The organism is bacterium, assembly GCA_036524115.1.
Lineage (GTDB): Bacteria > JAUVQV01 > JAUVQV01 > JAUVQV01 > DATDCY01 > DATDCY01.
This window is the reverse complement of the sequence record DATDCY010000344.1, coordinates 1-14,491: the sequence shown is the minus strand read 5'-3', so window position 1 is coordinate 14,491 and position 14,491 is coordinate 1. Positions and strand designations below refer to the sequence as shown.

10 protein-coding genes are annotated in these 14,491 nt (G+C 70.9%); 5 read left to right on the top strand and 5 right to left on the bottom strand.

The genetic code is table 11. From position 1 onward, the window contains the following. Positions 1 to 6,143, bottom strand: a 6,143-nt coding sequence (locus VI078_17015) for a glucoamylase family protein (protein HEY6000989.1), incomplete at its 3' end; no start/stop codon positions are given. Between the two features lie 245 nt (positions 6,144 to 6,388). Here VI078_17015 and ccsB point away from each other — a divergent pair. The 5 genes from ccsB to hemB all read left to right on the top strand — a co-directional run bounded on the left by ccsB (position 6,389) and on the right by hemB (position 11,938). Then, complete coding sequence (gene ccsB / locus VI078_17010; GenBank protein ID HEY6000988.1) at positions 6,389 to 7,207, top strand: c-type cytochrome biogenesis protein CcsB; 819 nt, start codon at positions 6,389 to 6,391, stop codon at positions 7,205 to 7,207. Positions 7,208 to 7,216: 9 nt separating this feature from the next. Continuing rightward, positions 7,217 to 8,524: a glutamyl-tRNA reductase gene (hemA, locus tag VI078_17005; protein HEY6000987.1), complete on the top strand. Its 1,308-nt coding sequence runs from the start codon at positions 7,217 to 7,219 to the stop codon at positions 8,522 to 8,524. After that, entirely contained in the window at positions 8,511 to 9,458 is a 948-nt protein-coding gene (hemC, locus tag VI078_17000) for a hydroxymethylbilane synthase (protein HEY6000986.1), read from the top strand. Before hemA ends, hemC begins: the two co-directional genes overlap by 14 nt. Before the next feature lie 680 nt (positions 9,459 to 10,138). After that, positions 10,139 to 10,924: a uroporphyrinogen-III synthase gene (locus tag VI078_16995; protein ID HEY6000985.1), complete on the top strand. Its 786-nt coding sequence runs from the start codon at positions 10,139 to 10,141 to the stop codon at positions 10,922 to 10,924. Between the two features lie 36 nt (positions 10,925 to 10,960). After that, on the top strand, positions 10,961 to 11,938 hold the full coding sequence (hemB, locus tag VI078_16990; protein HEY6000984.1) for a porphobilinogen synthase: 978 nt from the start codon (positions 10,961 to 10,963) through the stop codon (positions 11,936 to 11,938). On the opposite strand, the gene VI078_16985 is transcribed toward hemB, so the two are convergent. The 4 genes from VI078_16985 to VI078_16970 all read right to left on the bottom strand — a co-directional run. Then, entirely contained in the window at positions 11,925 to 12,152 is a 228-nt protein-coding gene (locus VI078_16985) for a hypothetical protein (protein ID HEY6000983.1), read from the bottom strand. The two genes, hemB and VI078_16985, sit on opposite strands and share 14 nt — an antisense overlap. Before the next feature lie 113 nt (positions 12,153 to 12,265). Continuing rightward, positions 12,266 to 13,207 carry a methionyl-tRNA formyltransferase gene (gene fmt, locus VI078_16980; protein ID HEY6000982.1) on the bottom strand — a complete coding sequence of 314 codons (942 nt, stop codon included), beginning with the start codon at positions 13,205 to 13,207 and terminating at the stop codon, positions 12,266 to 12,268. 4 nt (positions 13,208 to 13,211) lie between these two features. Then, positions 13,212 to 13,730 carry a peptide deformylase gene (def, locus tag VI078_16975; GenBank protein ID HEY6000981.1) on the bottom strand — a complete coding sequence of 173 codons (519 nt, stop codon included), beginning with the start codon at positions 13,728 to 13,730 and terminating at the stop codon, positions 13,212 to 13,214. 68 nt (positions 13,731 to 13,798) lie between these two features. Next, a partial coding sequence (locus tag VI078_16970) for a glycosyltransferase family 4 protein (GenBank protein HEY6000980.1) occupies positions 13,799 to 14,491 on the bottom strand: 693 nt, incomplete at its 5' end.

The window sequence follows — 14,491 nt, the reverse complement described above, 5'->3', positions numbered from 1 at the left end:
GCGGGCGGCGCCACGCCGCGCCGATTCACCTGGTCGGCAAGGGGGCCGAGGCTGTCGGCGACGATGACGCGGCTGACGGCCTCGACCAGAATGCGGTCCTCGGCGGGTATCTGGTCCAGGGATCGCACGAAGATGCCGCCCGGCCGTTCCTTCACGTTGGCCTCGAGGCCCGCGGCAATGAGGCCCATGATCTGGTCCTGAAGGAGTTGCCGGTACCCTCCGTGATCCTCGTTCCAGATCACGAGGTCCACCGCCAGTCCTTTCAGGCGCCAGTAGGCGTGGGCCTGGACGAGCTGCCGCACCAGGTCGATGTTGGCCAGCTCCTCTATCCGCAGCAGCACGATCGGCAGGTCCCCGGAAATGGCGTAGCCCCAGAGGCCGGACTGCCCGCGCCGGTTGCTCCGGAGAATGCTCGACTCGGCGCGCAGCGAGGAATTGGCGTAGATCACCGAGCCGGCAATGCGGCCGTAGAGCTGTGCGTCGGCCTCCGTGGCGTTGATCTGGCGCAGCAGCACCTGGCTGTGCGTCCAGGCCAGATCGAAGACGCGGTCCCCGAGACGCCGGTCCTGGTACTTCTCCACGAGGCCCAGGCAGTCGTCCCGGGTGTCCCCGACCCCCGAGACGACGTCTATCGTCGCCGACTCCTCCGGGTCCAGCGTGATCCGGCACCGGATGGCGACGATCGGGTCGAGCACCGATCCCGCGCTGCCTGAAAGCGCCCCCAACGGCCTCGCCCGGCCGCTCATGGCCTGCGGGTTGGCAACGGTCCTGCCCCGGCCGACGAACTGCATGCGGTCGGTCTCGTAGGAGACGTCCCCGATCTTCGTCCCGTGAACCGCCATCAGGTGGAACATCCACGGCGCGTGCTCGCCCTGGGAGCGGGGCCGGCGGGTGCAGAGGATCGAGCGCTGTCGGGGCAGGATTTCGGTCTGGACGAAGAGATTGCTGAAGGCCGGATGCAGCGCGTCGGCGGCCGGCGACGCGAGGACGACTTCCGCGTAACTCGTGACCTCGATCGTCCGGCGCCGCCGCGAGGAGTTCGTGATGCGCATCCGGCGCAGCTCGATGTCGTCTTCCGGCGAGACGACGATCTCCGTGTGCGTCTCGTAGTCGTGGTCGCGGCGGCGGAACTCCGCGCGCGCGTCCGTGAAGATCGCCTCGTAGGCGTCGGCGCGCTTGAGCGCCGGCTGGTGTGCGGCCGACCAGAACTCGCCGCTCTCCACGTCCCGGAGGTAACAGAACGTCCCCCAGTTGTCGCAGGCGGTGTCTTCGCGCCAGCGGGTCACTGCCAGGCCCTTCCAGCTGCTGTAACCGCCGCCGGCGTTCGTCACCACCACGTGGTATCGGCCGTTGGACAGCAGCTGCACCTCCGGAACCGGGGTGCCGGGGGTGGTGAACACGCGCGCCGGCATCTCCGCCGCACCGGGAAACGCACGGACGTCGGAGAGTTCGGGGGTCTCCAGCGCGTAGGCCGTCACCCTCGGGATCCGCTCCTGGAGCAGGAGCATGGTGGCCTGGAACAGCGGGTCCGACTCGAATCTCCTCTGCATCGGGCGGTCCAGCAGCAGGTGGGCCAGGGAGAGGAGGCTCATGCCCTGGTGGTGCGCCATGAACGACCGGACCACCGCTCGCGCCTGCCGCCGTCGTTGGCGTGACGGCGTGTAGTCGACCGCTTCGTAGAAGCCATAGCGGGCCGCAAGGCCCTCGGCGGCCAGCCGCTGCAGGTTCGCGCACGCCTCCTCGGGCGCCACCATCAGCGCGAGGGCCGACGCATACGGCGCGATGACCAGGTCATCGGCGAGGCCGCGCTTGAGCCCCAGGCCGGGCACGCCGAAGGCGCGGTACTGGTAGTTGAGATGGACGTCGACCGTGTTGTAGCCCGACTCCGATATCCCCCACGGCACGCCGCGCTGCCTCCCGTACTCGATCTGTCTGTTCACCGCCGCCACGCAGGTCTGGTCGAGCAGCGTGTGCTCGTACGTCGGCATCACCAGGAGCGGCATCAGGTATTCGAACATCGAGCCGCTCCAGGACAGCAGCACCGGCTCTCCACCCGCGGCGGCGAGCAGCCGTCCGAGGCTGAACCAGCTCTCCTGGGGCAGTTGTCCCTGCGCGATGGCCACGAAACAGGACAATCGCGCTTCCGATGCCAGCAGGTCGTAGTGACTGGAGTCCCGCCGGCGCTCCCCGACGTTGTACCCGATGGCCAGCAGATGAAGCGTCTTGTCGTACAGGAAGTCATAGTCCATGCGGGCCAGTTCGCCCAGCTGCAGCACGAGATCGGCGACGGCCGCGATCCTCCCGGCGGCCGGTCGGCTCCCCGACCCGGCCAACTCCCGCAGCGTCGGGATCTCGTCGGTGCCGCTCATCGTCGGCGGAGCCAGCGCAGCCAGCTCGTCGATGGCGGCGCGGCACTGCCCGGCAAGCGCGCGTGCCCACCACGCGGCTTCGCTGTCCGGGGCCGCATCCGCGGCCTCGAGGCGGGCGACGGCTTCGGCGGCGGACGCGCCCAGCTCTTCCAGGCAGCGCCGCGCGTCGGCGAGTGTCCGCGGCGGGGAATGGCACGCGGAATCGAGGAGCTGCCGGAGCTGGGCGAGCCCGACGGGAGCTCCCCCCCCGGGCGACGCGGCGGCCGCGGCGTCCAGGAGTATCCTGCCGGTGTCCGCGAGGCCGTCGAAGATCCTGGGGCTCAGGATCCTCTGGTCGGGGAGCGCGAGCAGGCCGGCCCGCAGGGTCAGCAGGTGAGCGGCGAGGTTCCCGCTGTCCACGGTGGAGACGTACCGCGGCGGCAGCGGCTTGAGCGTCCGGGTGTCGTACCAGTTGTAGAAGTGGCCCCGGTGACGTTCCAGGGCTTCCATCGTGCGCAGCGCGTTCGCCGTGCGCTCGACGAGCTGACCCGCCGTGATGTACCCGAAGTCGTGCGCCGAAAGGTTCGCGAGCAGCGCCAGCCCCATGTTGGTCGGCGACGTGCGGTGCGCGACGGTCGCGACGCGGTACTCCTGATAGTTGTCCGGCGGCAGCCAATGATCTCCCGGGCCCACGAAGTTCTCGAAGAACGCCCAGGTCCTTCGGGCGATCGTCCGGAGAAAGAGGAGCTGCTCGGCGCTCAGCCGTGCGCCGCGGCGGGCGAGAGGCCGGCTGACCCACCAGGCGATGCCGGGGGAGGCAAACCACAGACACAGCACCGGTGCGGCCGCTGCGAGCGCAGCGGGATGCGCCAGCGACAGACGGATCGCGGCGGCGACCGCCACCGCCGGCCCGATCCACATCGCGCGGCAGTGGGCGGCGAGGCCCTCGTGCTGCATCCCGCCGCCGTCCGCGTCCCCCGACGGGCGCCATTCCAGAAGCCGTCTGCGCGTCAGCATCCGCCACGCGGTGCGCGCGATGGCGTCCAGGCTGAACAGCGCCTCGTGGGGCAGGCACGCGAGCGCGAAGGCGGCCTGGGCGAAGCGTCTGCGCGCCGAGCGCGCCGCGATGGCGAGGTGCTGACCCAGAAGCGCGTCGGCCGGCTTCTGGAGCATTTCCACGAGCGAGGCCAGCCCGGCGGGAAGCAGCACGATCCCGACGACGGCCACGGTCCAGAACCAGACCGGCGCCAGGACCGTCCAGCCGAGCAGCAGGAGCAGGGTCAATGCCGCAGGCACGAGACTGCGCCGGAGGTTGTCGAGAATCTTCCATTGCGAGAGCCCGGAGAGCGGGTTCTCCCGCAGAGGCTGCGCGGGCCCGGGACCGGGCACCTCCTGCCGCAGCCACTGCGCAATCTGCCAGTCCCCGCGGATCCACCGGTGCCGGCGGCTCACGTCCGCGCGGTAGCTGGCGGGGTACTCCTCGTACAGCATCACGTCGCTCAGCAGTCCCGCGCGCGCATGACAGCCTTCCAGGAGATCGTGGCTGAGGATCCGGTTCTCGGGGAAGCGTCCCTCGAGCGCCCGCTCGAAGGCGTCGACATCGTAGATGCCCTTGCCGATGAACGAGCCTTCGCCGAAGACGTCCTGGTAGACATCGGAGACGGCGCGCGTGTAGGGGTCGATGCCGGGATCGCTCCCGAACAGGCGCGCGTACCGCGAGCGGTTGGTGCCGGGCAGACTGACCCCGACACGCGGCTGCAGGATGCCGTACCCGGCAACGACGCGCTCCCTGGCTTCGTCGTAGTGCGCACGGTTCAGCGGGTGCGCCATGGCGCCCACGAACTGCCGCGCCGCATCGCGCGGCAGCTGCGTGTCGGTGTCGAGGGTGATCACGTACCTGACGGCCGACAGCACCGAGGTCTCGCCGACCACGAGCGAGAAGCCGTTCGCCGGGAGCTTGTCGGCCCCGTCACCGTTCCTGCCGCGCAACAGGGCGTTCAAGGCCGACAGCTTCCCCCGCTTGCGCTCGTAGCCCATCCACAGCCGCTCGCGGTCATTCCAGCGGCGCGGGCGGTGGAAGAGGTAGAACGCATCGCCCGTCGTCTTCGGGTACTTTTCGTTCAGGGCTTCGATCCTCTGCCGGGCCAGCAGCAGAAGCGGCTCGTCTTCCGCCAGCGTTTCCTCCGCCGCGTCCCGAAAATCGGTCAGCAGGCCGAAGTGCAGGTTCTCGTCGCGATTCGCCAGAAACCTGACTTCCAGGGCCTCGACCAGCTCCTCGATCCCCTCGGCGCTGGCGAGCATGGTCGGGACGACGACGAGGGTCCGCGACCCAGGCGGGATGCCTCTGGAGAAGTCCAGGCGCGGCAGCGGCTGCGGGTCTGCCAGCAGCGTGGCCAGCCAGTTCACCAGGGTGACCGCGAGCTGGCTCGCGCACAGCGCGGCGAGGAGGCCGGTCACGGCGAGCAGCCAGGACCGCAGGCCGTCACCACCCTTGACCAGCATTCCCCCGGTGACGACCGCCGTCAGGAGCGTGATCGCGCCCAGATAGACGAGCAAGGGCGATCCGGAGGTCACGTCCCGGAGGGCTCCGGACGGGGACCAGCCGACCTGTGCCAGCTTTTCGAGTCGCGGCAGCCCCTCGTCGATCAGGTGGTAGCCCACGTGAGACGCCCGGTCGTCGTCGCCGTGAGCGCCGTCGTTGCCGGCGGCGCGCTCGCGGGCGAGCCGGACAGCTTCCCGGGCCACCTCGACTTCCGACAGCCGACCGCGCTTCGCCAGCTTCTCCACCACGTGGCGGTAGCGGTCGCGCGTGGAGAAGTCCATGGCGGCGTACGTTCCCCCGGGGTCTTCACGCAGGGTCTTCTCGACGGCGCTCATCGACTCGACGAACTCGCGCCAGTCCATCGTTCCGAGGAAGCGGAGGCCGCCGATGCTGTTGCTGAGGGACACCTGGTCGGCGGCCTGTTGCTGGTTCTCCGAGCGCACCGACTGTTCGATGGTCAGGCCGGACTCGGAGAGCCGCTGCTCGATCCAGGTCAGCGGCAAGGCCAGGGCGGGACTCCGTCCCTGCAGCCTGCGGGCAAACTCCGCGACGAACGAGCCCGTCATCGGCGGGCTCGAGCGCGCCATGTCCGCGATCACCAGGATCAGGCTCTTCGGGTCCTTCTCCGCCGTCTCCGCCATCTGGTCCGCCCAATGACCGGCGAGGTTCCGGTCGATCATGTCGGCGGCGACCCGGGCGGCGACGCGTCGCAGGTTCTCGATCAGCGCGAGGCGCAGCATGATGGGGATCGCCCACAGCTCGCCCAGCTTCAGGACGGTCACCGTCTGGTAGGCCGCGACGAAGCTGCTGAGATTCTCCGGATCCACCCGGCCGTCGCCGTGCGAGATCGTCTCCAGCGCGATGTCGTACACGCGGGGGAGCCCGGCGGACGGGCCGTTCAGGAGCCGAGGGAGCTCCCGGCTGTACTTCTTCGGCAGGTAGCGCCTGGCCGCGCGGATCCGTTCCTCGATGAGATAGAAGTTGTCGAGCAGCCATTCGCCGGCCGGCGTGATCCGGCGGTCCGTCCTGACGGCATCGGCCAGCAGGGTGCGGCAGGAGCGGAGAATGCCTTCGTTCTCGGAAAGCCGCGCGAGAAGCTGGTCGGGCGCGTGCCCCGGGGTCAAACGGTGCAGGCCGGCCAGCGTCCTGCCATGCTGCTCCATCTGGTCCGTGCTGAACAGCTCCGATCGCAGCGGCGGCTCGCGGTCGGCGGTCTTCTTCGCCAGGTTCGCCCGGCGCAAGCGCTGGCGCAGGCGCGGCAGGCCACCGAGCAGGGCGGTTGTGTCGACCTTCACGATGGGTCCCCTTCTTTCGGACGACCGGTATCCGAGCTCGGCGCCATTTTACACCGTATCGCCGGCACAGTGGCGGCCGCGAAGCCGCGAGCGGCGGCGCGGCGCCCGCAGGTTTGACATTCCCCGGCACCTTTTGGATACTTACATACTTTGCCGGGGTCGTTCGCGGCCCCGGCGGGAGGCACGGTGATGCGGGAGACGGGATGCTGAACGTCAGGCTCTTCCAGGCGGCGCTGGCCCTCTACGCGGTCGGGACCCTCGGGTATCTTGGGTTCCTCGCGACCCAGCGCGACATGGCCGCCCGGGTCGGGCGGCTGGCGACCGGCGTCGGCGTCCTCCTGCACACCGGCTTCTTCCTCGCACGCTGGGCCGCTTCCGGCTATTTCCCGATCACGAACCTCTTCGAGTCGCTGAACTTCTTCTCGTGGGCGGTGGTCGTGGCGTTCATCGTCCTCCAGGTGAAGCTCCCGGCGCCCGTGCTCGGGGCGATCGTGGTGCCGATCGCGTTCATCCTCTCCGCGTTCTCGCTGACCCTCGACACGACCGTCACCCCGCTGGTGCCGGCGCTGCAGAGCAACTGGCTCTACGTGCACACGACGCTCGCCTTCGTCGGCGACGCGTTCTTCGTCGTGGCCTTCGCGGGCGGCGTGCTCTACCTCGTGCAGGAGCGCCAGCTCAAGCGGCGCCTGGCCGGCGCGTTCTACCACCGGCTGCCGTCGCTCGACCTGCTCGACCGCGTGAACTACCGCAGCCTGACGGTGGGCTTCCCGCTGCTGACCCTCGGCATCATCACCGGCGCGCTCTGGGCCGAGAACGCCTGGGGCTCCTACTGGAGCTGGGACCCGAAGGAGACCTGGTCGCTCATCACCTGGTTCATCTACGCCGCCCTCGTCCACGCGCGACTCACCGTCGGCTGGCGCGGGCGCAAGGCCGCGTGGCTCTCCATCGCCGGCTTCCTCGCGGTGCTCTTCACCTTCCTGGGAGTCAACCTCCTCCTCGGCGGCCTCCACTCCTACAATTAGGATCCGCTGATGGACATCATCGTTGTCGGCCTGAACCACAAGACCGCGCCGGTGCACATTCGCGAGCGCGTCGCGTTCCCGGAGAAGTCGATCCACGAGCCGCTGCGCGCGCTGCACGCGGCCGCGGGGGTGCGCGAGACGATGATCCTCTCGACCTGCAACCGCGTCGAGATCACCGCGGTGGTCGAGGGCCGCGAGGAGGGGGCGGCGGCGGTGCGCGCCTTCGTCGCCCGCCACCACGAGGTGCCCGAGGCCGAGCTGGCGCCACACCTGTACCTGCACGCCGGCCCGGAGGCCGTGCGCCACCTCTTCCGCGTCGCCTCGAGCCTGGACTCGCTCGTCGTCGGCGAGCCGCAGATCCTCGGCCAGGTCAAGGACGCCTACCAGTACGCCCGCGAGGCCGGCGCGATCGGCGCGGTGCTCGACCGGCTCCTGAAGAAGGCGCTCTCGGTCGCCAAGCTCGTGCGCACCGAGACCGAGATCTCGCGCAGCGCCGTCTCGGTGAGCTTCGCCGCGGTCGAGCTGGCCAAGAAGATCTTCGGTGAGATCGAGGGGCGCTCGGCGATGATCGTCGGCGCGGGCGAGATGGCCGAGCTGGCCGTCAAGCACCTGGTCTCCAGCGGCGTGCGCGAGGTCTTCGTCGTCAACCGGACCTTCGAGAAGGCGGTCGAGCTGGCGAAGGAGTTCGGCGGCTCGGCGGTGAAGTTCGACGACCTCTTCGAGCAGATGGCGCTGGCGGACATCGTCATCTCCTCGACCGGGGCGCCGCACTTCATCATCCGCGGCGAGGACGTGAAGCGGGTCATGGTGCGCCGCAAGCACCGGCCGATGTTCTTCATCGACATCGCCGTGCCGCGCGACATCGAGCCGTCGGTGAACGACGTCGACAACGCGTATCTCTACAACGTGGACGACCTGCAGTCGGTCGTGGACGCCAACGTCAAGGAGCGGCGCAAGGAGGCCGAGAAGGCCGAGCAGCTCGTCGACCAGGAGGTCGGCACCTTCGAGAAGTGGATTGCCTCGCTCCAGGTGGTGCCGACCATCGTGCAACTGCGCCAGCAGGTGGACGCGATGCGCGCGGCGGAGCTGGAAAAGAGCCTCGGGAAGCTGCAGCACCTCGCCGAGAAGGACCGCGAGCAGGTGGCGCTGCTGACCCAGTCGCTCGTGAACAAGATCCTCCACAGCCCGCTCACCGTGCTCAAGGAGAGCTCCCAGACGCCGGACGCGGGGGTCACCCTGGAGGTCGCACGCAAGCTTTTCAACCTGAAGGAACCCCCGGCGGGGCAGGGAGGCAAGGGAAGCGATGGCGCGCACTGACCGGCCGCTGCGGATCGCGACGCGCAAGAGCGCGCTGGCGCTCTGGCAGGCCAATTACGTCAAGGCCGAGCTGGAGAAGGCGCACCCGGGGCTCGCCGTGGAGCTCGTGCCGATCGTGACCACGGGCGACAAGATCCTGGACGTGCCGCTGGCCAAGGTCGGCGGCAAGGGGTTGTTCACCAAGGAGATCGAGCAGGCGCTCGTCGAGGGGCGCGCGGACCTGGCCGTGCACAGCATGAAGGACGTGCCGACGCAGCGCGCCCCCGGGCTCGTGCTCGCCGGCACCGGCGTGCGCGAGGACGTGCGCGACGCCTTCGTCTCGCGGCGGGTCGGGAGCGTCGACACGCTGCCGCCGGGCGCGAAGGTCGGCACGAGCAGCCTGCGGCGCCAGGCGCAGCTGCTGCACCTGCGCCCGGACCTGCAGATCGTCTCGATCCGCGGCAACGTCGAGACCCGGATGCGCAAGATCGAGGAGCTGGGCCTCGAGGGCGTGATCCTCGCGGCCGCCGGGCTGCGGCGCCTCGGCTTCGCGGAGCGCATCACGCAGTACATCCCCGCCAGCGTCAGCCTGCCGGCGATCGCCCAGGGCTCGCTCGGCCTGGAGGCGCGCCTGGATGACGCGCTGACGCTCGAGCGCATCGCGATCTTCCACCATGAGCCGACGCAGGTCGCCGTGACCGCGGAGCGCGCGTTCCTGGCGCGGCTCGAGGGCGGCTGCCAGGTGCCGATCGCGGGACTCGCGACCCTCGAGGGCGGGCGCGTGACGATGGAGGGGCTGGTCGGGAGCGTCGACGGGAAGCGGATCATCCGCGACCGCGGCGAGGGGCCGAAGGAGCAGGCCGAGGCGGTCGGCCGCGAGCTGGCCGAGCGCATCCTGGATGCCGGCGGCCGCGCGATCCTCGCCGAGGTCTACCAGACCGGGGGGCCACGCTGACCGTGACGGCCGCTGATAACGGCCCATCGGCGGCGTCGCGCTCCTCGCGCCTGCCTGCGGCGGGCACGAGCCCGCCTCAGCATCCGCTGCGTCGCACTCCTTGCATCTGGACCCTTCTGAGCGGCCTCTCCGTGACCGAGTGGCGCGGGGGCGTGGCGGTGCCGTGCGGCCGCTGAGTTACGCGCTCGACCTGGGCCTGTCCGGCCCTGCGCTCGAAACGCATAACTCGCCCTTCGGGCTCAAACAATGCGTTTCGCCCTTCGGGCCGCTCCGGCCCGGCCGCCCAGGTGCCCTCGCGCTCCACATGCGTCCGCCCGTCACCGCCCCGCCCCCGCTCTGGCCCAGGCCAACCTCGTCACAGGGCCGTGGCCCGGGGGCGCCTGTGAACGGTCATAATGCGCCGGCCGCATGCTGTGCTCGCTGAGTGTGGCCGGCGCATTGACAGTCGAGCAGCTGATGAGTGCTCACGCGGGCCAGGGGGCTCAGGGCGAGACGGAAGTGAACAGGCGCTCCCGGGCCGCGGCCCGCACCGACGTGACGGCCGCTGATAAGGGCCCATCTGCGGCGTTGCGCTCCTCGCGTCTGCCTGCGGCGGGCACCAGCCCGCCTCAGCATCCGCTGCGTCGCGCGCCTTGCATCTGGACCCTTCTGAGCGGCCTCCCCGTATCGGTGGTTGCCGCATGAGCGGGCTCGCCGGCAGGACCGTGCTCGTCACCCGGGCGCCGGGGCAGGCGGGCGAGTTCTCGAAGCTGCTGCGCGAGCGCGGCGCGAACGTCGTCGAGGTGCCGACGATCGAGATCGTCCCCCCCGCGTCCTGGGACGACGTCGACCGCGCCATCGACAAGCTGCCCGGCGGCTACGACTGGCTCATCTTCACGAGCGCCAACGCCGTCGAATGCTTCCTGCGCCGGGTGCGCGAGCGCCGCGGCGACCTCTGGTGCCTCGCCGGCGTGCGCATCTGCGCCGTCGGCCCGAAGACCCGCGCGGTGATCGAGGAGGCGGGGCTCGCCGTGGAGTTCCAGCCGTCGGTCTACCGCGCCGAGGGGCTGATCCAGGAGGCCGCGGAGGGCGCCTGGCGCGGCGCGCGCGTGCTCTTCCCGCGGGCCGAAGAGGGACGCGACGTCATCCCCGAGGAGATGCGCCGCGTGGGCGCGGCGCTGGACCTGGTGACGGTCTACCGCACGGTCCCGTCGCCCGCCGGCCGCGAGAAGCTGCGGGCGCTGCTGGCCGGCGGGACCCTGGACGCAGTGACCTTCACCAGCGGTTCGACGGTGAAGAGCTTCGTCTCGCTGCTCGAGCCCGGGCAGGTCGGCGCGATCGCCGGCCGCGTCGTCGTCGCCTGCATCGGCCCGGTCACGGCGAACGACGCCCGCGCGGCGGGCCTCCCCGTCGACGTCCTCGCCCCCGCGGCGACGATCCCGGCGCTCGCGGACGCGCTCGAGGCGCATTTCACCACCGGCGTATGATGCTTCCGGCCGACACGGCCTGAAAGGAGAACGCACATGTACTTCCCCGCCTACCGCCCGCGGCGGCTGCGCCGCACCGAGGCCCTGCGCGGCATGATCCGCGAGGTCGAGGTCAACGCGAAGGACTTCATCTATCCGCTCTTCGTCGTCCCCGGCGCCGGCGTGCGCAAGGAGATCTCCTCCATGCCCGGGGTCTTCCAGCTCTCGCAGGAGAACCTCGTGAAGGAGGCCGCGGCTGCGCACGAACTGGGCGTGCCGGCGGTGATCCTCTTCGGCATCCCGGAGGAGAAGGACGCGGTCGGCTCGCACGCCCACCGCGCCGACGGCGTGGTGCAGCGCGCCATCGAGGCGCTCAAGCGCGAGCTGCCCTCGCTGGTCGTGATCACCGACGTCTGCCTCTGCGAGTACACCGACCACGGCCACTGCGGCATCATCGTCAGGGGCGACGTCGACAACGACGCGACGCTCAAGGTCCTCGCCCAGGAGGCGCTGAGCCACGCGCGCGCCGGCGCCGACATGGTCGCCCCCTCGGACATGATGGACGGGCGCGTCGGCGCGATCCGGCATGCGCTGGATGAGCACCACTTCCAGAACGTGCCGATCATGGCCTACTCGGCCAAGTACGCCTCGGGTTTCTACGGCCCCTTCCGCGAGGCCGCGGAGTCGACGCCGCAGTTCGGCGACCGCCGCTCGTACCAGATGGACCCGGGCAACGGGATCGAGGCGATTCGCGAGACGCGCCTCGACATCGAGGAGGGCGCGGACATCGTCATGGTCAAGCCGGCGCTCTCGTATCTCGACATCATCTCGGCGGTGCACGCCGAGTTCGACCTGCCGGTGGCGGCCTACAACGTCAGCGGCGAGTACTCGCTGGTCAAGGCGGCGGCGGCGAAGGGCTGGGTCGACGGCGACCGCGTGATGATGGAGATCCTGACCTCGATCAAGCGCGCCGGCGCGGACCTCATCCTCACCTACCACGCCAAGGAGGCGGCGGCTCTGCTCAGAAGTTGCTGAGGCGGACGTTGAGGGCCGCGATCCTCCGCCAGGAGCGCGCGAAATAGCCGCTGTGGCAGAAGGCGCACGGCTGCGCCTCCGAGGCATCGCTGAACACGTACGTTGTCTTCCGGCTCTTGAACGTCAGGTAGTTCGAGTACAACACGAGCGTGCTGGCGACAAGCGCCAGCGTCAGCAGCGGCGGCACGACGAATATCCTGAGCATCTGCTGCATGAGCCTCGCTCCCATGTCTGGAATTGGTTTCGTCTAAGACCGACGGGATGAGTCTACGGGAGCGGGCCCCGGCCGCACGGTGACGGCCGTCACAGGGCGGGCGATCGGGGGACTCAGGCGAAGACGGCGCCGGCCGCCACAGCGCGGCCCCGGATGAACTCCGGTGCGGAGAGCGGCCGCTTGCCCTCGCTCTGCAGGGTGAGGAGGGCGACCGCCTCGCCTGCGCCGCAAGCGACGAGCAGGCCCTCGTGGAGAGACGCGGCGATCACGGTGCCGGGCGCCGCGTGCGCGGCCCCCGCGGGCGGTGCCGCCACCGAGGCCTTCCAGACCTTCAGAGTCTTTCCGCCGTGGCGCGTGTATCCCCCGGGCCAGGGGCTGACGCCGCGCACGAGGTCCACGATACGCCGCGCGGGGTGCGACCAGTCGATCAGCCCGTCCTCCTTGGAGAGCTTCGGCGCGAGAGTCGCGAGGGCCTCGTCCTGCTCGCGCGGCGCCACCGTCCCCATGGCGAGGCCGTCGAGCGTCACCGCGAGCAGATCCGCGCCCAGCGCGGCCAGGCGCGCCGCCAGCTCGCCCGCGGTCTCCTCGGGACCGATCGGCGTGCGCCGCTGCATCAGGATCGGCCCTGCGTCCATGCGCGAGGCCAGCAGCATCGTCGTCACGCCGGTCTCGGCGTCCCCGTTGATGATCGCGCGCGCCACCGGCGCGGCGCCGCGGTATGCCGGCAGCAGCGACCCGTGGACGTTGATCGCTCCGCGCGGGAAGAAGGCGAGCAGCCAGTCGGGGACCTTGAGGCCGTAGGCGACGACGACCGCCGCCTCGGCCCCGGCGGCCTCGAGGCGCGGCCGCAGGACCGCCTCGTCGAGGCGCTCGGGCTGGAGCACCGGGATGCCGCGCTCGCGCGCGAGCACCTTGACCGGCGGCTCCGCGATCTCGCGGCCGCGTCCCTTGGGGCGGTCGGGTTGGGTGAGCACCAGGGCGACGTCGTGGCGCCGCACGAGCGCCGCGAGCGACGGGACGGCAAACTCCGGCGTCCCGCAGAAGACGACGCGCATCGCGCTACTCGTCGTCGTCGCGGGCGGCGAGGGCCTTCTTGAGCTTCTTCTTTGCGATCTCGCGGCGGTACGGGCTGAGCCGGTCGATGAAGAGCATCCCCTCGAGGTGGTCGATCTCGTGCTGCAGCGCCCGTGCCAGCAGGTCCTCGCCGCGCACCTCCACGGGGTGCCCGTGCCGGTTGTGGCCGCGGACCGCGACGCGGCGCGCGCGCTTGATCTTCGCCGAGTAGTCGGGGACGCTCAGGCACCCCTCCTCGGCCTCGACGGGCTCGTCGGCCTCCACCAGTTCGGGGTTGGCGAGCACGATGACCTGCTGCGGGTCCGTCTTCGACGAGACGTCGATGACCAGCAGCCGCCTCGAGACACCGACCTGCGGCGCGGCGAGCCCGACGCCGGGCGCGTGGTACATGGTCTCGAGCATGTCGTCGATGAGCCGCTGCAGTTCGTCGCCGAAGTCCTCGACGGGCGCCGCCTTCTGCCGCAGCACTTCGTCGGGCCAGGTGCGGATTGTCCGTATCGCCACGGTCGTTCCCCTGTGAAGTCCGCGAAGAAGATAGTGATCGCACCCCGGAAAAGCAAGCGCCGGGAGCGTCAGCCGCCCGACGCGGGGCCTCCGAGCGCCTCGGCATACAGGGCCTGCAGCGCCGCCGCGGAACGCTCGATCCGGTACCCGGTCGCGACGCGATCTCGCGCCAGCGCACCCAGCTCGCGGCGGCGCGCCGTTGACCCGGCGAGGTCCGCGATGGCGCGGGCGAGGGCGCCGGAGTCGCCAGGCTGGACGAGCAGCGCCCCACGGCCGGCGCCCGCGACCTCCGGGGCGCCGCCGCCGTCCGCGGCGACGATCGACAAGCCGGCCGCCATGGCTTGGAGGAGGGCGAGCGGCACCCCGCGGCGCACCCCGGGGAGCACGAAGACGTCCGTCGCCCCAAGGAGGGGCCAAGGGGAGGGCAGGGTGCCGAGGAAACGCGCGAACGGTCCCAGTCGCAGTGCCGCAGCCGCCGCCTCGAGCGCCGGGCGCGCCGGGCCGTCGCCCGCGACGAGCAGCCGCGCCGTCGGCGTCTCCCGCAGGAGGGCGTGGAACGCGGCCAGCAGGTGGGCGACGCCGGCTTCGGCGTCCAGCGGACCGACGTGGACGATCGCCAGGTCGGTGGCGAAGAGGCCCAGCCGCCGGCGCGCGTCGTCCCTGCCCGCCGCCAGGCCGGCGTCGGCCTCGGCCAGGTCGATGCCGTCGGCAATGACGGCGCAGGGCGCCGCCGCGCAGCCGGGGCGCTCGCGCAGCGCCGG

Excerpts from the sequence above, each read along its gene's own strand:
- ccsB (HEY6000988.1), top strand. The coding sequence starts at position 6,389 with ATGCTGAACGTCAGGCTCTTCCAGGCGGCGCTGGCCCTCTACGCGGTC.
- hemA (HEY6000987.1), top strand. The coding sequence starts at position 7,217 with ATGGACATCATCGTTGTCGGCCTGAACCACAAGACCGCGCCGGTGCAC.
- hemC (HEY6000986.1), top strand. The coding sequence starts at position 8,511 with ATGGCGCGCACTGACCGGCCGCTGCGGATCGCGACGCGCAAGAGCGCG.
- VI078_16985 (HEY6000983.1), bottom strand. The coding sequence starts at position 12,152 with ATGCAGCAGATGCTCAGGATATTCGTCGTGCCGCCGCTGCTGACGCTG.
- hemB (HEY6000984.1), top strand. The coding sequence starts at position 10,961 with ATGTACTTCCCCGCCTACCGCCCGCGGCGGCTGCGCCGCACCGAGGCC.
- VI078_16995 (HEY6000985.1), top strand. The coding sequence starts at position 10,139 with ATGAGCGGGCTCGCCGGCAGGACCGTGCTCGTCACCCGGGCGCCGGGG.
- fmt (HEY6000982.1), bottom strand. The coding sequence starts at position 13,207 with ATGCGCGTCGTCTTCTGCGGGACGCCGGAGTTTGCCGTCCCGTCGCTC.